The sequence below is a fragment of the Agrococcus sp. Marseille-Q4369 genome, from assembly GCF_018308945.1.
Classification (GTDB): Bacteria; Actinomycetota; Actinomycetes; order Actinomycetales; family Microbacteriaceae; genus Agrococcus.
On sequence record NZ_CP070501.1, the window covers coordinates 2,297,149 to 2,318,134 of the forward strand.

The window sequence follows — 20,986 nt, forward strand, 5'->3', positions numbered from 1 at the left end:
CGAGACGCGCGCAGGCGAGGTCGTCGCGCAATCGTGACCGCGCCGTGACATCGTTCGCGCTGTCCAGCGGCTAGGTTGGCCCTACGCATGCTCGTGGCCGAGCCGCGCGCGATGCGATCAGTCCCTCCCACGAAAGGTCCAAGATCGTGAATCGATCCGCTAAGCGGCGCCTCCTCGCAGGCCTCGCGGGTGGCGCGGCGATGACGCTCGCGCTCACCGGCTGCGTGCAGTCGCAGCGCGACGCCGGCACCGACGACAGCGCTGCCCCCGAGAGCGACGTCAACTCGACGTTCATCTTCGGCGCCTCGTCCGACCCGTCAGGCCTCGACCCGGCCTTCGCCTCCGACGGCGAGACGTTCCGCATCTCCCGCAACATCTTCGAGGGCCTCGTCGGGGTCGAGCCCGGCACCGCCGACCCGGCGCCGCTGCTCGCGACCGAGTGGGAGTCCGACGAGTCGGGCACCTCCTACACGTTCCAGCTGCAGGAGGGCGTGACCTTCCACGACGGCACCGAGTTCAACGCCGAGGCCGTCTGCGCCAACTTCGACCGCTGGTACAACTGGACCGGCCTCACGGCGACCGAGAGCCTCTCGTACTACTACGGCTCGCTCTACGGCGGGTTCGCCGGCGACGAGAACGCGCTCTACGAGTCGTGCTCGGCCGACGACGACATGACGGCCACCGTCAACCTCACGCGCCCGTTCTCGGGCTTCATCGCCTCGCTCTCGCTGCCCGCGTTCGCGATGCAGAGCCCGACGGCCCTCGAGGAGTACGGCGCCGACGAGGTCGGCGGCTCCGAGGAGGCGCCCGAGTACAGCGAGTACGGCGAGGCCCACCCGACCGGCACCGGCCCGTTCGTCTTCGACTCCTGGTCGCCCGGCAGCGAGGTCGTCCTGCAGGCGAACCCCGACTACTGGGGTGAGCAGGGACAGGTGCAGGAGATCGTCTTCCGCGTGATCGACGACCCGACCGCTCGCCGCCAGGCGCTCGAGTCGGGCGACATCGACGGCTACGACCTCGTCGCGCCCGCCGACACGGCGGCGCTCGAGGAGGCGGGCTTCAACGTCATGCAGCGCGACCCGTTCACGGTCCTCTACCTCGGCTTCAACCAGCAGATCCCCGAGCTGCAGGACGTCCGGGTGCGCCAGGCGATCGCCCACGCGATCGACCGCGAGGCGCTCGTGACGCAGGTGCTCCCCGAGGGCACCGAGGTCGCGTCGCAGTTCATCCCGCCGGTCGTCAACGGCTACAACGAGGACGTCACCGACTACGAGTACGACCCGGCGCGTGCGCAGGAGCTGCTCGCGGAGGCCGGCTTCGCCGATGGCATGACGCTCCAGTTCAACTACCCGGTCAACGTCTCGCGCCCGTACATGCCCAACCCCGAGCAGATCTTCACGGCGCTGTCGTCGCAGCTCGAGGCGGTCGGCATCACGGTCGAGCCCGTCGCCGACGAGTGGACGGACTACCTCGACCGCATGCGCGGCACGGCCGACCACGGCATCCACCTGCTCGGCTGGACCGGTGACTACAACGACACCGACAACTTCGTCGGCGTCTTCTTCAACGGCTACTCCAACGAGTGGGGCTTCGAGAACGCCGAGCTGTTCGGCGCGCTGACCGAGGCGCGGCAGATCCCGCAGCCGGAGGACGCGACCGAGGCGTACCAGGAGATCAACGAGCAGATCGCGCAGTTCGTGCCGGGCGTCCCGCTCGCGCACCCGGCGCCGTCGCTCGCGTTCGCAGAGCGCGTGACCTCCTACCCGGCCAGCCCCGTCAACGACGAGGTGTTCAACATGATCGAGCTGAGCGAGTAGCCTCGATCGGTCCACCCCGGATGCCGCGGGCCCTCACCGGCCCGCGGCATCCGGCACGAACGGCCCACCCGCGCCGCCCCGCCACGACGGACGACCAGGAGACCTCCACGTGCTGAGAACCATCGGCAAGCGACTGCTGCTGCTGATCCCGACCCTGTTCGGCCTGACCGTGCTGCTGTTCTTCTGGGTGCGAGCGCTGCCCGGCGGCCCCGCGGCCGCGCTGCTCGGCGAGCGCGCGACGCCCGAGGCGATCGAGCGCATCAACGAGGCCTACGGCTTCAACCGGCCGCTGCCCGAGCAGTACATCACCTGGCTCGGGCGACTGCTGCAGGGCGACTTCGGCAACTCGATCGAGACGCGCCGGCCGGTGCTCGAGGAGTTCGCGAACCGGTTCCCCGCCACGGTCGAGCTCGCCATCATGGCGCTCATCATCGCGGTCGGCATCGGCATCCCGCTCGGCTACTGGGCCGCTCGCCACCACGGCCGCCTCATCGACCACGTCTCGGTCGCCGGCAGCCTCGTCGGCATCACGATCCCGGTGTTCTTCCTCGCGTTCATCCTCAAGTGGATCTTCGCCGTCCAGCTCGGCTGGCTGCCCTCGACCGGCCGCCAGGACAGGGGAGTGGATGCGACGCACGTGACGGGCTTCTACGTGCTCGACGGGCTCCTCACGGGTGAGCTCGACGCATCCCTCAACGCGATCGTGCACCTGCTGCTGCCCGCCGTCGCGCTCGCGACGATCCCGCTCGCGATCATCGTGCGCATCACGCGCGCCTCCGTGCTCGAGGTCGTCAACGCCGACTACGTGCGCACGGGCCGCGCGAAGGGCATCGCGCAGTCGACGATCCGCAACCGCTTCGTGCTGCGGAACGCCATGCTCCCCGTCGTCACGACGATCGGCCTGCAGGCGGGCCTGCTCATCTCGGGGGCGGTGCTCACCGAGACGGTGTTCGCCTTCCCGGGCATCGGCGCGTTCCTCGCCGGCGCGATCTTCGCGCGCGACTTCCCGGTGCTGCAGGGCTTCGTGCTCTTCATCGCCTTCTCCTACGCGATCATCAACCTGCTCGTCGACATCTCCTACTCGTTCATCGACCCGAGGGTGAGGATCCAGTGAGCGCCGCAGAAGCCATCCCGACCCTCCCCACGCCGGAGGGCGGCGACCAGACGCACGCACGCCGCAGCGGCAGCTTCTGGGGCGACGTCCTCCGCCGCGTCCGCAAGAACCCCGCCGCGTGGGTCGGCGCGGTCGTCGTTGCGGCGTTCATCCTCGTCGCGGTGCTCGCACCGCTGCTCGCGCCCTACCCGGAACTCGCGACCCCCGGCCGCGAGTACCTGCGGCCGACGTCGCTGCCCGGCATCGGCGAGATCCCGGAGTTCCCGCTCGGCATCGACCGCTTCGGCGGCGATGTCGTCTCGAAGCTCATCTGGGGCGCACAGGCGTCGCTCATCATCGGCGTCGTCTCGACGTTCTTCGGGCTGCTGGGCGGCATGGTGCTCGGCGCGATCGCGGGCGCGTTCGGCGGATGGGTCGACACCATCATCATGCGGTTCGTCGACATCCTGCTCTCGGTGCCGCACCTCCTGCTCGCGGTCTCGATCGCGGCCATCCTCGGCCGCACGCCGCTCGCGGTCATGATCGCCATCGGCGTCGCGCAGATCCCGATCTTCGCGCGCCTGCTGCGCTCGTCGATGCTGCAGCAGCGCGAGTCGGACTACGTGCTCGCGGCGCGCACGCTCGGTCTCGGCACGGGCCGCATCACGATGTCGCACCTGCTGCCGAACTCGGTCGGGCCGGTCATCGTGCAGGCGACGCTCACGCTCGCGACGGCCGTCATCGACGCGGCCGCGCTGTCGTTCCTCGGCCTCGGCGGCGGGCGCCCGGAGACGGCGGAGTGGGGCCGCATGCTCACGTATGCGCAAGCGGAGCTCGCGATCGCCCCGCAGCTCGCGTTCCTCCCGGGCATCTGCATCATGATCACGGCGCTCGGCTTCACGCTGCTCGGCGAGGCGCTGCGCGAGGCGATGGACCCCCGCACGCGCAAGCGCTGAGCGCGCCGCCCGCTCCTCGAACGTCGAACTTCCCCGAACGCTCGGTTCCACGCCCGGATCCCCGCGGTTCGGGGAAGTTCGACGGAGCGGGGGCGGAGCGTCAGCTCGCGATCTTCAGCTCGTTGCCCGGGATCGAGGCGAGCAGCTTCCGCGTGTACGGGTCGCGCGGGTTCGTGAAGATCTCCTCGCTCGTCGCGGCCTCGACGAGCCTGCCGTTCTGCATGACGGCGACGTAGTCGCTGATGAGCCGCACGACGGCGAGGTCGTGCGAGATGAAGAGGTAGCTGAGGCCGAGCTCCCGCTGCAGGTCGCCGAGCAGCCGCAGGATCTGGTCCTGCACGAGCACGTCGAGCGCCGAGACCGGCTCGTCGCAGACGATCACGTCGGGGGAGAGGGCGAGGGCTCGCGCGATCGCGACGCGCTGCCGCTGGCCGCCCGAGAGCTCCGAGGGGTAGCGGCGCGCCATGTCGGTCGGCAGCGACACCTGGTCGAGCAGCTCGCGCACGCGCTGCTCCCGCTCGCGCTTCGAGCCCTTGCCGTAGAACGACAGCGGCTCCTCGATGATCCGCTCGATCGTGAACATCGGGTTGAGCGACGAGTACGGGTCCTGGAAGACCGGCTGCACGCGCTGCCGGAACTGCTTCTGCTCCTCGCGCGAGAGCGCGAAGACGTCCTTGCCCTCGAAGCGGATCGTGCCGCTCGTCGGCTCGAAGGCCTTCAGCAGCATCCGCGCGGTCGTCGTCTTGCCCGAGCCGGACTCGCCGACGATCGAGACGGTCTTGCCGCGCGGCACCGAGAGCGACACGTCGTCGACGGCCTTGAACGGCTCGCGCCGGCCGCGCACGTGGAACTCCTTCGTCACGTTCTCGAACTCGACGATGACGTCGGGCGTGCCCGACGCATCCGCCGCGCCGTGCGCGATGAGGTCCTCGGGGCGCAGGCGCGCCATCGCGACCGACGGCGCCGCCTTGACGAGCGACTGCGTGTAGGGGTGCTGGGGCGACTCGAGGATCTGCCGCGCGGGGCCCTGCTCGACGACGCGTCCGCGGTGCATGACGACGACGCGCTGCGCGCGCTCCGCCGCGAGGCCGAGGTCGTGCGTGATGAGCAGCACGGCGGTGCCGAGCTCCTGCGTCATCTGGCCGATCTGGTCGAGGATCGTGCGCTGCACCGTGACGTCGAGGGCGCTCGTGGGCTCGTCGGCGATGAGCAACGCCGGCCGGCACGCGAGGCCGATCGCGATGAGCGCGCGCTGGCGCATGCCGCCCGAGAATTCGTGCGGGTAGGACTTCGCGCGCTCGGCGGCATCGGGGAGCCCCGCGGCCTCGAGCGTCTCGACGACCTTCCGGTCGACGTCCTTGCGATCGGCGAGGCCGTGCGCGAGCAGCGTCTCGGCGACCTGCGAGCCGATGCGGGCGACCGGGTTGAGGTTCGACATCGGATCCTGCGGCACGAGGCCGATGCGACGGCCGCGGATGCTGCGCATCGTCGACTCGCTCGCGCCCACGAGCTCCTCGCCGTCGAGCTTGATGCTGCCGGCGCTCACGCGGCCGTTGCCCTGCAGCAGGCCGATGATCGCCATCGCGGTCGTCGACTTGCCGGAGCCCGACTCGCCGACGATCGCGAGCGTCTCGCCCGCCGCGAGCGACAGGCTCGCCTCGTGCACGGCCGTGACCGTGCCGTCCTGGGTCGTGAACTCTACCTTGAGGCCCGAGACCTCCAGCAGCGGCTTCTTCGCGTCGCTCATCCGACCATCTTGCACCGTCGAGGGCCGGTTCGGCGGATCAGCGCACCGTGAGCACGAGCTTGCCGCGCACGTGGCCGCCCTGCAGCTCGGCGAACGCCTCGCGCACGCGCTCGAGGGGGTAGGCGTGCTGCACCTCGACGCGCACGTCGCCCGCGTCGATGAGGCGTCCGATGATGCCGAGGTTGGAGCCGTCGGACTCGACCTTGACCGCCGAGGCGCGCAGGCCCCGCTCGGCGGCCGCGGAGGCGTACTCGGGCCACGAGCCGGTGGGCACGTTGAGGTAGAGGCCGCCGTGCTTGAGCACGTCGAGCGAGCGCGTGCCGGTGTCGTCGGCGACGTTGCCGATGAGGTCGACGACGACGTCGACCTTCTGCAGCGCGTCCTCGAACCTGGCCTGCGTGTAGTCGACGACCTCGTCGGCGCCGAGCGAGCGCGCGAAGTCGACGTTGCGCGTCGAGACGGTCGTCGCGACGGTCGCGCCGAAGTACTTCGCGAACTGCACGGCGAAGTGGCCGACGCCGCCCGCGCCGGCGTGGATGAGGATGCGCTGCCCGGCGCGCGCCTTCGCGATGCGCACGACCGCGTCCCACGCGGTGAGCGCCGCGCACGGCACCGCCGCGGCCTCCTCGAAGCTGAGCGACTCGGGCTTCGGCGCGAGCGCGAGGCTCGGCACGACGACCTGCTCGGCGTAGGTGCCGCGCGTGCGCCAGTGGTTCGCGATGCCGTAGACGGCGTCGCCCGGCTGTAGGTCGTGCGCCTCGTAGGGCGCCTCGGCGACGGTGCCGGCGACGTCGCCGCCCGGCACCCACGGCAGCAGCGGCTCGACCGCCTTCGCCGCGCCCTTGCCGAGCACGGTCTTGAAGTCGATCGGGTTCATGCCCGCGGCGTGCACGTCGACGATCACCTCGGTGCCCAGCCCCCGCGGCGCATCCACCTCGCCGATCTCCACGCCGTCGGTCGGGCCGAACTCCCGCACCAGCACTGCTCGCATGACTGCCCCCTCCAGGTCGCCTCGACGGTACTCCACCCGTGTGACGAGCGGATGTCCGGATGACGTCGGGTGACGGCGCTACAGTCGGGACCGTGCCGCCGCACCGCCGCCTGGACGCCGTCGTCGCGATGCTCGCCGTCGCGAGCCTCGTCGCGGGCGCGGTCGTGATCGGCGACGCCCGCGCGATGTACGAGCGGTTCCTCTACATCTCCGAGCTCGGCGCCCAGTACATGCACTCCGCCGGGCAGTTCCAGATCGGCTTCGGGCTCGTCGTGGCCGGCATCCTGCTCGTCGCGGTCGTCGTGCGCGACGTGCGCACGCGGCTCCCGGTGCTGCGCCGCTGGGCGCCCGCCGCCTCCCTCGTCGTGGCGGGGGCGCTGTTCGGCTTCGCGGCCGCCGTGCCGTGCTCGCCGGGCTGCCCGACGCTCCTCGGGCCCGAGGCCGAGCTGCGCGACTGGGCGCACATCGTCGCCGCCGTGCTCGCCTTCGCGGCGGGCTGCACCGCGATGCTGCAGTTCGCGACCGCCGACGATCGCTGGGTCGCGCGGCTCTCGATCGTCGGCGGCCTCGCCGTCGGCATCATCGCCGCGACCGGCGGCCTGCTCTCGCTCACGGGCGGCAACACCGACGTCGGCTCGACGCTCGAGTTCGTCGCCGCGGGCATCGGCGTGCTCTGGCTCATCGCGGTGGCGGTCGTGCACTCCGTGCCCGTGAACAGGGCGGATGCGTCGGCGCCGCCCGTGCGGAGGGCCGGCGGTGCCGTGCCGGCCGGTGCCGCGGCGCTGCGGCTCGGCGGCGAGCTCGCGCGCGACTGAGCCGTCAGCGGATGCCGACGAGGAAGCTCCCGAGCTGCTCGCGGAACCACGCGTGCATCGCGGCCTCGCCGTCGTCGCGCGCGGGAGAGACGAGCATCCGGGTGCCGAGCTCGTCGCGCCACGCCTCGGCGACGTGCAGCGGATGCACGGGGTCGCGCTCGCTCGCGAGCACGACCGTGGGGGCCGGGATGCGCAGCTCACCGGGGCGGTAGGCGGCGTTCCGCGGGATCTCGAGCAGGCGGATCCGTCGCTCGGCGGCGCGCGGCTGGGTGAGCTGCGCCTCGAGCCCCCGCGCGTGCGCGAGCGACTCGAGCGCGATCGCGCGCCACGCACCGGCGCGGTGCAGCTCGGCGAGCGCTCGCCGCGGCCGGTGCGACTCGAGCAGTCGGCCGATGACGGGGAAGATGGCGAGGTTCGCGGGCAGCGGCTCGTGCGTGAACGCAGGCCGCACGAGCGCGACCCGGTCGAGCGGGAAGCGGCCGGAGCGGGCGATCATCGCCGCGAGTGCCGCGCCGAGCGAGACGCCCACGATCGTCACCGGCGAGCCGTCGCCGAAGCGGACGAGCTCGTCGCCCACCTCAGCGGCGAGCGCTTCGAGCGCGAAGTCGGCCGGCTCGCCGATGAGCGGATTCGCGCCGTGCGCCCGCAGGTCGGGTGCCAGCACGCGCACGCCCGGCGGCACGGCGCCCCCGAGGTAGTCGCGCATCGCGCTCGAGTCCGACCCGAGCCCGTGGATGGCGAGGAGCATCAGCGCGCGAGCAGCATCAGCGCGCCAGCAGCTGCAGCAGCTGGTCGGCGCGATCGACGAGCATCGCGATCTCGTCCTCGTCGCGCTCGACCCACTGGTGCCGGGGCGGCCCGACGGGCACGAAGTCGACGTGGTGCTCCCACACGAACAGCGTGCGGTCGGCGCCGAGCACGTACTGCTGCCACCAGATCTGCCGCAAGTAGCTCCTCGGGATCTTCTCGAACGGCCGCGAGGTCGTCTTGATCTCGGCGAGCACCGCGCCGTCGTCGCTCACGCAGTCGGGCGTCGCGAGGTGGCGGCGATCCGGCGCGGCGTGGAAGAGCGCATCCGAGGGCAGCAGCGAGAAGTGGTCGTGCACCCAGCGCGCGATGTGGGGCTCGCGCGCGCGGCCGTGATCGGTGAACGCGTTGCCGCTGAAGCCGCGCAGGCTCGTCTTCTCGCGTGCGACGGCGGTGATCGAGCGCTGCGTGCTGAGCCGCGCCGCGTCGGTCGCGGTCACGCCGCCCGAGCGCGCGCGGAGCCACGCGATGCGGTCGCTCGAGTAGGCGAGGATGCGGCTCGTGTGCGACGCGAGGCGGGCCTCGTCGCCGAAGATGTCGAGCTGCAGATCCACCTCTCCATCGTCCCACGCGCGGACCGCTCCGGATGCCCGGCTCGCTGGCGAGCAGGCGTGGATCGCCGCGATCGCGGCGGAGACCGACGTCTGCGTCCCCGAGCCGGTGCGCGCGCCGGATGGGCGGTGGTGCGTCGAGGTGGACGCGCCCGCGGTCGGACGGTCGCTGCTCGTCACCGCCGCATCCTGGCTCGACGGCCGGGACGCCGAGCCGCTCGAGCCCGCGTCGGCGCGTGCGCTCGGCCGCACCATGGCGACGCTGCACCTGCACGCCGAGACGTGGCAACCGCCGCGCGACGGCGCGCTCCCGCCGCTCACCGAGCCGCTCTTCGGCGATGAGGACGCGCTGGATTCCGCCCCGGACCTGCGGCCGCAGGAGCGTGCCGTGCTCGCTGAGGCCCGCGAGCGGACGGGCGAGGCATTCGCGCGCCTGCACGAGGGCGCGTCGTTGCGAGCCCTCCACGCCGACCTGCACGGCGGCAACCTCAAGTGGCACGACGGCAGCCTCGCGGTGTTCGACTTCGATGACGCGGGCATCGGCCTGCCCGTGCTCGGCCTGGCGATCTCGACCTACTACCTGCGCGGCGAGGACCCTGCGCTGGAGGCGGCGCTCCGCGACAGCTACGCGCAGGTCGCTCCCGTGCCTCCGGTCGCGCATGCCGATCTCGAGGCGCTCGTGGCGGCACGCCAGCTGCTGCTCGCGAACGCGCTGCTCATCACGACGACAGCGGGTTGGCGAGCCGAGGCGGAGCGCTACGCGCACACGGCGGCGGCGCGGCTCGAGCACTGGCTGCGCACCGGCACCTTCACGTGCGCGCTCGCATGAGCGCGCAGACGCTCGGTGGGGAAAGGCGACGCACAGGGACCGCATAGCCTATGAGGCACCGATGCACAGGGGGATGTGGCGCAATGGTTGGCATGACCGACACCGCTCAGCAGAAGCTGCGGGCGCAGCCCCGCCTCACCCGCCAGGACGGCTCGCCCATCCGCATCGTGGTCGTCGACGACGAGCAGAGCCTCGCCGACCTCGTCGCGATGGGCCTCAAGTACGAGGGCTGGGACGTCAAGACCGCCGCCAACGGCCAGCAGGCCCTGCAAGCGGTGCGCGAGTTCCGCCCCGACGCCGTCGTGCTCGACATCATGCTCCCCGACATCGACGGGCTCACCGTGCTCCAGCGCCTGCGCTCGGCGGGCTTCGACGTGCCCGTGCTCTTCCTCACCGCGAAGGACTCGCTCGACGACCGCGTCGCGGGGCTCACCGCCGGCGGCGACGACTACGTGACGAAGCCCTTCGGCCTCGAGGAGGTCGTCGCGCGCCTCCGCGGCCTCATCCGCCGCACCGCGACGGCCGCCGAGGAGTCGAGCGTGCTCTGGGTCGGCGACCTCATGATGGACGAGGACTCCTACGAGGTGCGCCGCGGCGGCAAGCAGATCGACCTCACCGCGACCGAGTTCGAGCTGCTGCGCTACCTCATGCGCAACCCGCGCCGCGTGCTCTCGAAGGCGCAGATCCTCGACCGCGTGTGGTCGTACGACTTCGGCGGCCGCGCGAGCGTCGTCGAGCTCTACATCTCCTACCTCCGCAAGAAGATCGACACCCTCGGCCCGCCCATGATCCACACGGTGCGCGGCGTCGGCTACCAGCTGCGCGCGGCCGAGTGACGGAGGCCTGCTCGAGGTGAGCCAGTCGGCGCCCGCGTCCGTGGCTCAGCTGGGCAGACGCATCCAGAACCCGTCGTCGTGGTCGCTGCGACGGCGGCTGCTGGTCGTGGTCGTCGCGCTCTTCGCGCTGCTCACGGCCGCGGTCGCGATCGCGAGCGTCATGACGATGCGCGTCGTGCTCGAGACGCGCATCGACGAGCAGCTGCGCGAGTTCTCGGAGCGCACGAGCGTGTCCGTCGCCCGCGCGCTCTCGACCGGCGAGCGGCCGACGGTCGACCCGAGCGCGACGCCCACCGGGGCCCTGCTCGCGATCGAGGAGCAGTCTGGCGAGCTCGGCGACAACTTCATCATGAACCGGCTCGGGCAGCGCTTCGCGCTCTCGGAGCGCGATCAGCGCGTGGTGCTCGGGGCGGAGACGGACGTCGTCACGAGCGCGAGCCTGCCGAGCTACGGCTCCTACCGCACGGTCGCGACCCAGGTCGGGCAGGTGCGCGTCATCGTCGGACTGTCGATGGCGGAGGCGAACCAGACCCTCGCGGCGCTCGCGTTCGTCATCGCTGTCGCGGCCGCCGCCGCGCTCGCGATCGTGCTCGTGCTCGCCGACTCGATCATCCGGCGCGCGCTGCGTCCGCTCACGGCCGTCATCTCGACCGCCGAGCGCATCTCGCAGCTGCCGCTCGCCTCGGGCGACGCGCAGCTGACGAACCGCGTGCACATCGACGACCCGGCTTCCGAGGTCGACCGCGTGCAGGAGTCGATGAACCGGATGCTCGCGCACATCCAGGAGGCCTTCGACGCGCGGGCGCTCAGCGAGCGGCGCGTGCGGCAGTTCGTCGCGGATGCGTCGCACGAGCTGCGCACGCCGCTCGCGGCCGTGCGGGGCTACGCCGAGATCACGCGCAAGCACGACGGCGAGCTGCGGCCCGACAGCAAGGAGTCGCTCGAGCGCATCGAGGCGGCCGCGCGCCGCATGCAGGCGCTCGTCGACGACCTGCTGCTGCTCGCGCGGCTCGACGAGGGCCGCGAGCTGCAGCGCGCCGAGGTCGACCTGTCGCTGCTCGTCGTCGAGGCCGTCGCCGATGCGCAGGCGGCCGGCCCCGCGCATCCGATCTCCCTCATGCTCCCCGACGAGCCCGTCGCGGTCACGGGCGATGCGCTGCGGCTGCAGCAAGTGGTGGCGAACCTGCTCGCGAACGCGCGGGTCCACACGCCCGACGGCACCGCGATCGACGTCACGCTGCGCACCGAGCCGGGGGAGGCGGTGATTGAGATCGTCGACGCCGGCCCCGGCATCCCCGAGGAGCAGCAGCGCACGGTCTTCGAGCGCTTCGCGCGCGGCGACCGGTCGCGGTCGCGCGAGACCGGCTCGTCGGGGCTCGGGCTCGCGATCGTGCAAGCCCTCGTCGACGCGCACCAGGGCTCGATCGCGCTCGAGAGCCGGCCGGGCCGCACGGCGTTCACGGTGCGGCTGCCGCTCATGGAGGCGGCTGACGCGGCGGGCTTGCGCGACGCATCCGTCGTGCCGTAGTCTGATCCCATACCAAAGACCGCTGGTCGTTGGCGCGTGCCCGCAAGGGTGTGCGGCAACCGAAGGCTCGCTCGAGGAGCGTCGTCCCGCGCAGGTGTGAAGTCCCGTCGAGGACCGAGCTCCGTGCGCGTGCGCCGGAGCTCACTTTCATGTTCGGGCCAGGGCAGCCAGCAATGACGCAAGGAGCACCATGGCGAACAAGGAAGCTGCGGTCGCCGAGCTCTCGAACCTCTTCGAGACCTCGAACGCCGTTCTGCTGACCGAGTACCGCGGTCTCACCGTCGGCCAGCTGAAGACGCTGCGCCGATCGATCAGTGAGCACGCGACGTACGCCGTGGTGAAGAACACGCTCACCAAGATCGCTGCCAACAAGGCTGGCATCGACGCGTTCGACGACTCGCTCGTCGGCCCGTCGGCGATCGCATTCGTGCACGGCGACCCTGTCGCCGTCGCGAAGGAGCTGCGTGCCTTCGCCAAGGCGAACCCGGCGCTCGTGGTCAAGAACGGTTTCTTCGACGGGAACCCGCTCTCGACCGACGACGTCAACAAGCTCGCCGATCTCGAGTCGCGGGAGGTGCTGCTGGCCAAGCTGGCCGGTGCCTTCAAGGCCTCGCTGTTCGGCGCTGCGTACATGTTCAACGCCCCGCTCGCCCAGGCCGCTCGCGCGGTCGACGCGCTGCGGGTCAAGCAGGAGTCCGCGGCCGAGTAAGGCCCGGTCAGTTCCAGAAACAAGGAGAAGACGATGGCAAAGCTGTCGACTGACGAGCTGCTCGAGCAGTTCAAGGAGCTCACCCTCATCGAGCTCAGCGAGTTCGTGAAGGCCTTCGAGGAGACCTTCGAGGTCACCGCTGCGGCTCCGGTCGCGGTCGCCGCGGCCCCCGCCGCGGGTGGCGCTGGCGCCGAGGAGGAGGCCGAGGAGAAGGATTCCTTCGACGTCGTCCTCGAGGCTGCCGGCTCGGCCAAGATCCAGGTCATCAAGGTCGTCCGTGCGCTCACGTCGCTCGGCCTCGGCGAGGCCAAGGCGCTCGTCGACGGTGCTCCCGCCAACGTGCTCGAGGGCGCGAAGAAGGAGGACGCCGAGAAGGCGAAGGCCGACCTCGAGGAGGCCGGCGCGACGGTGACGCTCAAGTAGCGTTCCCCGCTCCAGCACGAAGGGCCGCATCCGAGAGGGTGCGGCCCTTCGTCGTGCGTGGGGATGCGCTTCGCGAGCGGGCGGGCGTCAGCGCTCGGGTCGTGGCCAGTCCGCGACAGCCCGCCGCACGGCGTCGGTCCATGACTCGGCCACCGCGACGACGTCCTCGTCGCACGCGTCGCAGCCGGAGACGGGCGCCGCCTCGGGCACGTCTCCGCCGAGCTCGGCGGTCACGCCCGGGAAGTCGGTCCATGCAAGCCGGATCGACGCGAGCCGCGGGTCACGCTCGGCGTGCGCACCCGCTCGGAGCGTGATCGCACGCAGCTCCGCGGCATCGCGAAGGGCTCATCGACGCTCACGGCCACCACCTCCTCGTCGTCGCCTGCGAGCATCGCACACCGATGGGCTCGCGGGCGGAGCCGTCAGCGAGCGCCGATAGCGTGGAGGCATGACCATGATGCGGGGCGGCGGGGGTCGCGTGGCGATGCGCGACGAGGCCGCCCAGCGCGCCGCGAACGCGGACGCGCCCCGCGTGCCGAACCTCGGCCGACGCATCCTCGCCCTCTTCGAGCCCCACCGCGCGCAGATCGTGCTGACGATCGTGCTCGTGCTCGTCGTCGCCACGATCGCGGTGTTCCCGCCGCTGCTGACGCAGCGCGTCTTCGACGAGGCGCTCTTCCCCCTCGACGGCTCGGGGCCCGACCTGCGGCTGCTGTGGATCCTCGTCGGCATCATGGTGGCGCTGTGGGTCTCGTCGAGCCTGCTCGGCATCTGGCAGACGCTCATCACCTCGAAGGTCGGCAACCGGGTGATGGGGCAGCTGCGGGTGTCGCTGTTCGACAAGCTGCAGAGCATGGAGCTCGCGTTCTTCACGCGCACGAAGACGGGCGTCATCCAGTCGCGGCTGCAGAACGACGTCGGCGGCGTCGCGAGCGTGCTCTCCAACACCGTCTCGTCGGTCGTCGGCAACACCGTCACCGTCATCGCGAGCCTCGTGACGATGCTCATCCTGTCGTGGCAGCTGACGATCATGGCGGTGCTGCTCACTCCGGTGCTCGTGCTGCTGCAGCGCCGCGTCGGGCAGGTGCGCGCGCGCATCGCGACGCAGACGCAGGAGTCGCTGAGCGAGATGACCGCGATCACGCAGGAGGCGCTGTCGGTCTCGGGCATCCTGCTCGCGAAGGCGTTCGGCCGCCAGCGCGACGAGTCGCGCCGCTACCAGGACGAGAACGACCGGCAGGTCGGGCTGCAGGTGCGCCTGACGATGAGCGGCCAGACGTTCTTCGCACTCGTGTCGATCTTCATCTCGGTGCTGCCCGCGGTCGTCTACGTGCTCGCCGGCTACCTCATCGTCGGGGGCGACACCGGCATCACCGCCGGCACGCTCGTCGCGTTCACGACCGTGCAGGCGCGACTGCTCATGCCGCTCATGGGCCTGCTGCGCGTCGGCCTCGACCTGCAGACCTCTGGCGCGCTCTTCGCCCGCATCTTCGAGTACCTCGACCTGCAGCCGGCGATCACGCCGCCCGCGACGCCCAAGCCGATCGAGCCCGCGCGGCTCGGCGAGGTGCAGTTCGACGACGTGCGCTTCCGCTACCCCGACGCGAAGGCGGATGAGCCGAACACGCTCGACGGCATCTCGTTCACGCTCGAGCCCGGCACGTTCGCCGCGTTCGTCGGGCCATCGGGCGCGGGCAAGACGACGATCGGCTACCTGCTGCCCCGGCTCCACGAAGTCACCGGGGGAGCGGTGCGCTTCGCCGGCACCGACGTGCGCGAGATCGACCCGGCGGTGCTCACCGACAACATCGGCATCGTGAGCCAGGAGCCCTACCTCTTCCACGCATCCATCGCCGAGAACCTCCGCTACGCCAAACCCGACGCGACCGAGGAGGAGCTCGACGCCGCGACGCGCGCGGCGAGCATCTACGACACGATCCACCGCTTCCCCGACGGCTACGACACGATCGTCGGCGAGCGCGGCTACCGGCTCTCGGGCGGCGAGAAGCAGCGCATCGCCATCGCGCGCGTGCTGCTCAAGGACCCGGCGGTGCTCGTGCTCGACGAGGCGACGAGCGCGCTCGACACCGTCTCGGAGCGCGTCGTGCAAGCGGCGCTCGACGAGGCCGCGCGCGGCCGCACGACGCTCGCGATCGCCCACCGGCTCTCGACCATCCGGCACGCCGACGTCATCTTCGTCATCGATCGCGGCCGCATCGTCGAGCGCGGCACGCACGAGGCGCTGCTCGCGGCGGACGGCACCTACGCGACGCTCTTCGCCCAGCAGTCGACGCACGCGTAGGGGACGTCGCGCGCGACAGGTGCGCACCTGCGCGCCGGGTGGCGGCATTCCCGCACCCCCGTGGCGGGAGCGCACCCGCTGATGCGGGGTGGCCGGAGCGCGGCGGCCGGAGCGCGGCGGCGCGGGCGCGTCAGGCGGATGCGTCGAGGTCGACCGCGTCGGGGTCCGGCAGGTCTGCGACCGCCTCCCGCCAGCGCCGCTCGAGCTCGGCCATGTCGGCGGCGTAGTCGGCGTAGCGGCAGCCGAGCCCGTTCGGCTTGAGCTCGATGCCCTCGTCCGTCCAGATCGGGCGCGCCGCATCGTGGTGGTCACCGCCGATGTCGCCCGCGTGGCTCGTGATCCGCCACCACGGGACGCCCGAGCCGTAGTGCCGCATGATCGAGCCGACCTGCCGCGGGCCGATGCCGCAGATCGCCGCGATGGCGCCGTAGGAGGCGACGCGGCCGCGCGGCACGAGCTCGACGCAGCGCAGCACCCGCTCGACGATGAGCTCGCGACGGGCGTCCATGCGGCCATCCTGCCGCACCGCTCCCGGCAGGACTTGTCTTCATTCCTTGACAGCAACCGGGCGGCTGGACACGATGGCCGCATGGCGAAGCGAGCCCGCCCCGGCTCCCAGGGGGCGCCGGTGAGGAGCCGGAGACGACCGCGACGTCGGACAACGGCGCGATCGAGGTGCCGTCGAACCTGCTCGAGCCGGTGATCGTCACGCAGGAGAACGCGGCGGAGGCGTACGCCGACAACCCGGATCTCGCGCCCCTCACCGAGGGCTGAGCGACCGCGGCGGGCGGCTCCCTCGAGGGGCCGCCCGCCGCGCTGCGCTCGGGGCCGCCCGCATGCCGCCGTGGCCGCGCTCGCTAGGCTGGAGCGCCGACCTGGAGGAGCACATGCACTACGCCGAGTCCGTCCTCGAGACGATCGGGAACACCCCGCTCGTGCGCCTCTCGAAGGTCACCGAGGGCATCGCCGCGACCGTGCTCGCGAAGGTCGAGTTCCTGAACCCCGGCGGCTCGGTCAAGGACCGCATCGCGCAGGCGATGATCGAGGACGCCGAGGCGAAGGGCCTGCTGCGCCCCGGCGGCACGATCGTCGAGCCGACGAGCGGCAACACCGGCGTCGGCCTCGCGCTCGTCGCGCAGCAGAAGGGCTACCGCTGCGTCTTCGTGTGCCCCGACAAGGTCGCCGAGGACAAGCGCGCGACGCTGCGCGCCTACGGCGCAAAGGTCGTCGTGACGCCGACCTCGGTCGCGCCAGACAGCCCCGAGTCGTACTACGGCGTCGCGAACCGCCTCACCGACGAGATCGAGGGCGCCTTCCAGCCCAACCAGTTCTTCAACCCCGCCGCGCCGGCCGCGCACGAGGCCTCCACCGGCCCCGAGATCTGGCGCGACACCGACGGCCGCGTCACGCACTTCGTCACCGGCGTCGGCACGGGCGGCACGATCACCGGCACCGCTCGCTTCCTCAAGCGCGCCTCCGACGGCGCCGTCCGCATCATCGGGGCCGACCCCGAGGGCTCGATCTACTCCGGCGGCACCGGCCGCCCCTACCTCGTCGAGGGCGTGGGCGAGGACATGTGGCCCGGCAACTACGACCCGAGCGTCGTCGACGAGGTGATCGCGATCGGCGACGCCGAGTCGTTCGCGATGGCCCGCCGACTGGCCCGCGAGGAGGGCCTCCTCGCCGGCGGCTCGAGCGGCATGGCGGTCGCGGCTGCACTGCGCGTCGCGCGCGGGCTCCCCGCCGATGCGGTCGTCGTCGTGCTGCTGCCCGACTCCGGCCGCGGCTACCTGCAGAAGCTCTACTCCGACTCCTGGATGCGGTCCCACGGCTTCGCAGACGCGGACACCGGGCCGACGGTGCGCGACGTGCTCGCCGGCATGGGCGCCGAGCCGTCCGTCCTCGCGCACGTGCGCCCGAGCGACACCGTGCGCGCCGCGATCGAGCGGATGCGCGAGCTCGGCGTGCACCAGCTGCCCGTGCTCCGCGCGGCGCCGCCCGTCGTGCTCGGCGAGGTCGCGGGCGCCGTCGACGAGCGCGCGCTCCTCGACGCGGTCGTCGCCGAGCGCGCGAGCCTCGCCGACCCCGTGGGGGAGCACCTCGGCCCGCGGATGCCGCAGATCGGCATCACGGAATCGGTGGATGCGCTCCGCGCGGCACTGCGGGACGCCGACGCCCTCCTCGTGCTCGACGCCGCGAAGCCCGCAGGCGTCGTCACCCGCACCGACCTGCTCGCCCACCTCGCGAAGGACGCCTGACATGAACAACGACCACCACGCATCCCACGGCTTCTCGACCCGCGCGATCCACGACGGCCAGCCCTTCGACCCGCGCACGGGCGCCGTCATCCCGCCGATCTTCATGACCTCGACGTTCGTGCAGGACGGCGTGGGCGGGTTCCGCGACGGCTACGAGTACTCGCGCGGCGGCAACCCCTCGCGCGACGCGCTGCAGCAGCAGCTCACGAGCCTCGAGGGCGGCACGCACGCGTTCGCGTTCGGCTCCGGGCTCGCCGCGGAGGACGCGATCCTGCGCGCCGTGCTGCAGCCGGGCGACCACGTGCTCATGGGCAACGACGTGTACGGCGGCACGCACCGGCTCGTCTCGCAGATCCACTCCCGCTGGGGCGTCGAGATCTCCACCGCCGACGCATCCGACCTCGACGCCGTGCGCGCGGGGCTCCGGCGGAACACGAAGATCCTGTGGGTCGAGACGCCCTCGAACCCGCTCATGAAGGTCGCCGACATCGCCGGGCTCGCCGAGCTCGGTCACTCCGCCGGCGCGATCGTCGTCGCCGACAACACCTTCGCGACGCCCTACCTGCAGCAGCCGCTCGGGCTCGGCGCCGACGTCGTCGTGCACTCGACGACGAAGTACATCGGCGGGCACTCCGACCTCGTCGGCGGCGCGGTCGTGACGGCGGATGCGTCGCTCGCCGAGCGCATCGGCTTCCAGCAGTTCGCGGTCGGCGCGGTCAACAGCCCGTTCGACGCGTGGCTCACGAGCCGCTCGCTCAAGACGCTCGCCGTGCGCGTCGAGCGGCACTGCCAGAACGCGCAGCTGGTCGCCGAGTCGCTCGTCGGCCACCCGGCCGTCACTGCGGTGCACTACCCGGGCCTCGCCGATCACCCGCAGCACGAGCTCGCGGCGCGGCAGATGCGCGGCTTCGGCGGCATGGTGTCGCTGCAGCTCGCGGGCGGGAAGGCCGCGGCGCTCGAGCTCGTGCGGCACACCGGGGTCTTCCAGCTCGCCGAGTCGCTCGGCGGCATCGAGTCGCTCGTCTGCTTCCCCTCCGAGATGACCCACGCATCCGTCAAGGGCACCGAGCTCGCCGTGCCGGAGGACCTGCTGCGGCTCTCGGTCGGCCTCGAGGATGCCGGCGACCTCGTCGCCGACCTGCAGCAGGCGCTCGGGAAGCTGGCGTAGCGGGGAGGCGTGCGCTCGTGCGACGGTGACCGGGGCCCGGGACGGGCCCCGGCGCTGGCGTCGCGAGGAGGCCCGAAAGGGCCTCCGCATCAGCTCCAGCGCGCTACTCGAGCGCGGCGCCGCGCCGCTCGGGGAGCGTCCACGCGGCGACCGCCGCGATCGCGAACGCCGCCGCGAACACCGCGAACAGCAGCAGCGGGCCCCCGAGGCCGAGCAGCGGCGGCACGGCGAGCGGCGCGATGATCGAGGCGATGCGGCCGAAGCCCGCCGCGGCGCCCGTGCCGGTGCCTCGCACGTTCGTCGGGTAGAGCTCGGGCCCGATCGCGTAGAGCGCGCCCCATGCGCCGAGGTTGCAGAACGAGAGGGCGCAGCCGGCGGCGATGATCATGCCCTCGGTCGACGCGGTGCCGAACCACGCGGCGGCGAGCGCCGAGCCGGCGAGGAAGGCCGTGAGCGTCGGGCGTCGTCCCCAGCGCTCGATGAGGAACGCTGCCGTCGCGTAGCCGGGCAGCTGCGCGAGCGTGATGATGAGCGTGAACCCGAACGAGCGCACGAGCGGGAAGCCGGCCTCGACGAGCAGCGACGGGATCCAGATGAACGCGCCGTAGTACGAGAAGTTGATGCAGAACCAGACCGCCCACAGCGCGATGGTGCGGCGGCGGAGCGCGGGCGACCAGATCGAGACGCGATCGGCGTCGGCGACGGGGGCCGACGCGACCGAGGCGTGCGCCGACGGCCGCGCCGACGCATCCGTCGTCTCGTCGTCGAGCGGCGCGGCGACCCCCGCCGCCTGCTCGAAGCGCCGCACGGTGCGCTCTGCCTCCGTGATGCGCCGCTTCGACTCGAGGAAGCGCACCGACTCCGGCATGCCCCAGCGCACGACGATCGAGAAGATCGCCGGCGCCATGCCGATCGCGAGCCCCCAGCGCCAGCCGTCGTCGTCGGCGCCGACGACGAAGGTGCCGATGACCGCGGCGGCGATCCAGCCGAGCGCCCAGAACGCCTCGAGCCAGACGACGACGCGACCGCGGATGCGCTTGGGCGCGAACTCGCTGATGAGCGTCGAGGCGACCGGCAGCTCGGCGCCGAGGCCGAGCCCGACGACGAAGCGCAGCACGAGCAGGGCCGCGAGCGAGCCGACGAGCGCCGAGGCGCCCGTCGCGAGCCCGTAGACCAGCAGCGTGAGCGCGAAGACGCTGCGGCGGCCGATCCGGTCGGCGAGCAGGCCGCCGACCGTCGCGCCGATCGCCATGCCGACGAAGCCGATCGAGGCGATCCAGCTCGACTCGGTCGCCGTGAGGCTCCACTGCTGCGCGAGCGCCGCGATGACGAACGAGATGAGGCCGACGTCCATCGCGTCCAGCGCCCAGCCGATGCCGCTCGTACCGAGCAGGCGGCCGTGGGCGCGAGTGAAGGGCAGCCGGTCGAGCCGCTCGGAGCGGCTGAGGCCTTCGGCGGTCGGGAGGGTCACGGCGATCGCTCTCGTCTGCGGCGCACGGTCGCCGGTCGGCACCACGATAGTGCGGGTGCGGGCGGGCGCGGCTAGCGTGGCGGCATGAGCGAGCAGCTGCGGATCCCCGACGACGTCGAGCACGCGGAGGTCATCGGCTTCGTCGAGATGACGACGGATGCGCTGTGGCCGCTGTGGACGACGGCCGAGGGCCTCGAGCGCTGGTGGTGGCCGATGTTCGACGACACCCGCTACGAGATCGACGGCCGGGAGGGCGGCTCGTACCGGATCCAGACGGGCGACGGCGGCTTCGGTGTGCAGGGGCGCTACCTGCAGCTCGACGAGGGCGAGCGCATCGCGCAGTCGTGGATCTGGCTCTCCGGCGACGAGCAGGGCGCGCGCGAGGAGCTCGTGACGGTCGACTTCGCCGAGGTCGAGGGCGGCGTGCGGATCGTCGTGCGGCAGACAGCGCCGATCGATGAGGTCGACGACTTCCAGCAGGGATGGCAGGACTGCTTGACGCGGCTCGAGGAGCTCGTCGACGACTGAGCGCCGCGCCGCGTCGGGACTCGCGGCGGGCTCGCGCCGCCGCGACGGCATGGCTCGCGCGCATCGCGACGAGGGCGAGCGGGAGCAGCGCTCCGAGGGTGGCCATGAGCACAAGTCGTTCGTTCGGCTAATCAGGCGTAGGCTGGGCGACGATCCC

The 20,986-nt window shown here is 72.0% G+C and carries 20 protein-coding genes; 13 read left to right on the forward strand and 7 right to left on the reverse strand.

The annotated features are described in order from the left end of the window. The first annotated feature begins 200 nt into the window (after positions 1–200). The 3 genes from JSQ78_RS11620 to JSQ78_RS11630 all read left to right on the forward strand — a co-directional run bounded on the left by JSQ78_RS11620 (position 201) and on the right by JSQ78_RS11630 (position 3,866). A complete protein-coding gene (locus tag JSQ78_RS11620; RefSeq protein ID WP_211450625.1) occupies positions 201–1,817 on the forward strand; it encodes an ABC transporter substrate-binding protein in 1,617 nt (538 codons plus the stop codon). 109 nt (positions 1,818–1,926) lie between these two features. Further along, entirely contained in the window at positions 1,927–2,931 is a 1,005-nt protein-coding gene (locus tag JSQ78_RS11625; protein WP_211447752.1) for an ABC transporter permease, read from the forward strand. 14 nt (positions 2,932–2,945) lie between these two features. Continuing rightward, complete coding sequence (locus JSQ78_RS11630; RefSeq protein ID WP_249296062.1) at positions 2,946–3,866, forward strand: ABC transporter permease; 921 nt, start codon at positions 2,946–2,948, stop codon at positions 3,864–3,866. 100 nt (positions 3,867–3,966) lie between these two features. Here JSQ78_RS11630 and JSQ78_RS11635 read toward each other — a convergent pair whose 3' ends face one another. Continuing rightward, complete coding sequence (locus tag JSQ78_RS11635) at positions 3,967–5,613, reverse strand: ABC transporter ATP-binding protein (protein ID WP_211447756.1); 1,647 nt, start codon at positions 5,611–5,613, stop codon at positions 3,967–3,969. Positions 5,614–5,650: 37 nt separating this feature from the next. Beyond that, the gene (locus JSQ78_RS11640; protein WP_211447758.1) at positions 5,651–6,604 is read right to left on the reverse strand and encodes an NADP-dependent oxidoreductase; all 954 of its coding nucleotides are present in this window, start codon (positions 6,602–6,604) and stop codon (positions 5,651–5,653) included. Positions 6,605–6,696: 92 nt separating this feature from the next. On the opposite strand from JSQ78_RS11640, the gene JSQ78_RS11645 reads away from it, so the two are divergent. Further along, the gene (locus JSQ78_RS11645) at positions 6,697–7,419 is read left to right on the forward strand and encodes a DUF998 domain-containing protein (protein WP_211447760.1); all 723 of its coding nucleotides are present in this window, start codon (positions 6,697–6,699) and stop codon (positions 7,417–7,419) included. 4 nt (positions 7,420–7,423) lie between these two features. On the opposite strand, the gene JSQ78_RS11650 is transcribed toward JSQ78_RS11645, so the two are convergent. Further along, a complete protein-coding gene (locus JSQ78_RS11650) occupies positions 7,424–8,167 on the reverse strand; it encodes an alpha/beta fold hydrolase (RefSeq protein WP_211447762.1) in 744 nt (247 codons plus the stop codon). 16 nt (positions 8,168–8,183) lie between these two features. After that, on the reverse strand, positions 8,184–8,780 hold the full coding sequence (locus JSQ78_RS11655; protein ID WP_249295669.1) for a YqaJ viral recombinase family protein: 597 nt from the start codon (positions 8,778–8,780) through the stop codon (positions 8,184–8,186). On the opposite strand from JSQ78_RS11655, the gene JSQ78_RS11660 reads away from it, so the two are divergent. The 5 genes from JSQ78_RS11660 (at position 8,761) to rplL (ending at position 13,102) form a co-directional block, all read left to right on the forward strand. Next, on the forward strand, positions 8,761–9,606 hold the full coding sequence (locus JSQ78_RS11660; protein WP_211447764.1) for a phosphotransferase enzyme family protein: 846 nt from the start codon (positions 8,761–8,763) through the stop codon (positions 9,604–9,606). The two genes, JSQ78_RS11655 and JSQ78_RS11660, sit on opposite strands and share 20 nt — an antisense overlap. 92 nt (positions 9,607–9,698) lie before the next feature. After that, a complete protein-coding gene (locus tag JSQ78_RS11665) occupies positions 9,699–10,442 on the forward strand; it encodes a response regulator transcription factor (protein ID WP_026372621.1) in 744 nt (247 codons plus the stop codon). A 40-nt stretch (positions 10,443–10,482) separates the two neighbouring features. After that, entirely contained in the window at positions 10,483–11,970 is a 1,488-nt protein-coding gene (locus JSQ78_RS11670; RefSeq protein ID WP_211447765.1) for a sensor histidine kinase, read from the forward strand. 190 nt (positions 11,971–12,160) lie between these two features. Beyond that, positions 12,161–12,679 (forward strand): 50S ribosomal protein L10, encoded by a 519-nt coding sequence (rplJ, locus tag JSQ78_RS11675; protein WP_021009793.1) that lies wholly within the window; start codon positions 12,161–12,163, stop codon positions 12,677–12,679. A gap of 33 nt (positions 12,680–12,712) precedes the next feature. Further along, on the forward strand, positions 12,713–13,102 hold the full coding sequence (gene rplL, locus JSQ78_RS11680; RefSeq protein WP_211447767.1) for a 50S ribosomal protein L7/L12: 390 nt from the start codon (positions 12,713–12,715) through the stop codon (positions 13,100–13,102). An 87-nt stretch (positions 13,103–13,189) separates the two neighbouring features. On the opposite strand, the gene JSQ78_RS11685 is transcribed toward rplL, so the two are convergent. Next, positions 13,190–13,336 carry a hypothetical protein gene (locus JSQ78_RS11685; protein ID WP_211447769.1) on the reverse strand — a complete coding sequence of 49 codons (147 nt, stop codon included), beginning with the start codon at positions 13,334–13,336 and terminating at the stop codon, positions 13,190–13,192. Positions 13,337–13,550: 214 nt separating this feature from the next. Here JSQ78_RS11685 and JSQ78_RS11690 point away from each other — a divergent pair, with 214 nt between their 5' ends. Then, entirely contained in the window at positions 13,551–15,404 is a 1,854-nt protein-coding gene (locus JSQ78_RS11690; RefSeq protein ID WP_211447771.1) for an ABC transporter ATP-binding protein, read from the forward strand. Positions 15,405–15,534: 130 nt separating this feature from the next. Here JSQ78_RS11690 and JSQ78_RS11695 read toward each other — a convergent pair whose 3' ends face one another. After that, positions 15,535–15,912, reverse strand: a complete 378-nt coding sequence (locus tag JSQ78_RS11695; protein WP_211447773.1) for an MGMT family protein — start codon at positions 15,910–15,912, stop codon at positions 15,535–15,537. Between the two features lie 379 nt (positions 15,913–16,291). On the opposite strand from JSQ78_RS11695, the gene JSQ78_RS11700 reads away from it, so the two are divergent. Together JSQ78_RS11700 and JSQ78_RS11705 are read left to right on the forward strand one after the other, a co-directional pair. Continuing rightward, the gene (locus tag JSQ78_RS11700) at positions 16,292–17,662 is read left to right on the forward strand and encodes a cystathionine beta-synthase (protein WP_211447775.1); all 1,371 of its coding nucleotides are present in this window, start codon (positions 16,292–16,294) and stop codon (positions 17,660–17,662) included. A gap of 1 nt (position 17,663) precedes the next feature. Further along, positions 17,664–18,830 carry a cystathionine gamma-synthase gene (locus JSQ78_RS11705; RefSeq protein WP_211447777.1) on the forward strand — a complete coding sequence of 389 codons (1,167 nt, stop codon included), beginning with the start codon at positions 17,664–17,666 and terminating at the stop codon, positions 18,828–18,830. A gap of 103 nt (positions 18,831–18,933) precedes the next feature. On the opposite strand, the gene JSQ78_RS11710 is transcribed toward JSQ78_RS11705, so the two are convergent. Then, the gene (locus JSQ78_RS11710) at positions 18,934–20,301 is read right to left on the reverse strand and encodes an MFS transporter (protein ID WP_249295671.1); all 1,368 of its coding nucleotides are present in this window, start codon (positions 20,299–20,301) and stop codon (positions 18,934–18,936) included. Positions 20,302–20,385: 84 nt separating this feature from the next. Here JSQ78_RS11710 and JSQ78_RS11715 point away from each other — a divergent pair, with 84 nt between their 5' ends. Then, positions 20,386–20,829: an SRPBCC family protein gene (locus tag JSQ78_RS11715; protein ID WP_211447778.1), complete on the forward strand. Its 444-nt coding sequence runs from the start codon at positions 20,386–20,388 to the stop codon at positions 20,827–20,829. The last annotated feature ends 157 nt before the right edge of the window (positions 20,830–20,986 follow it).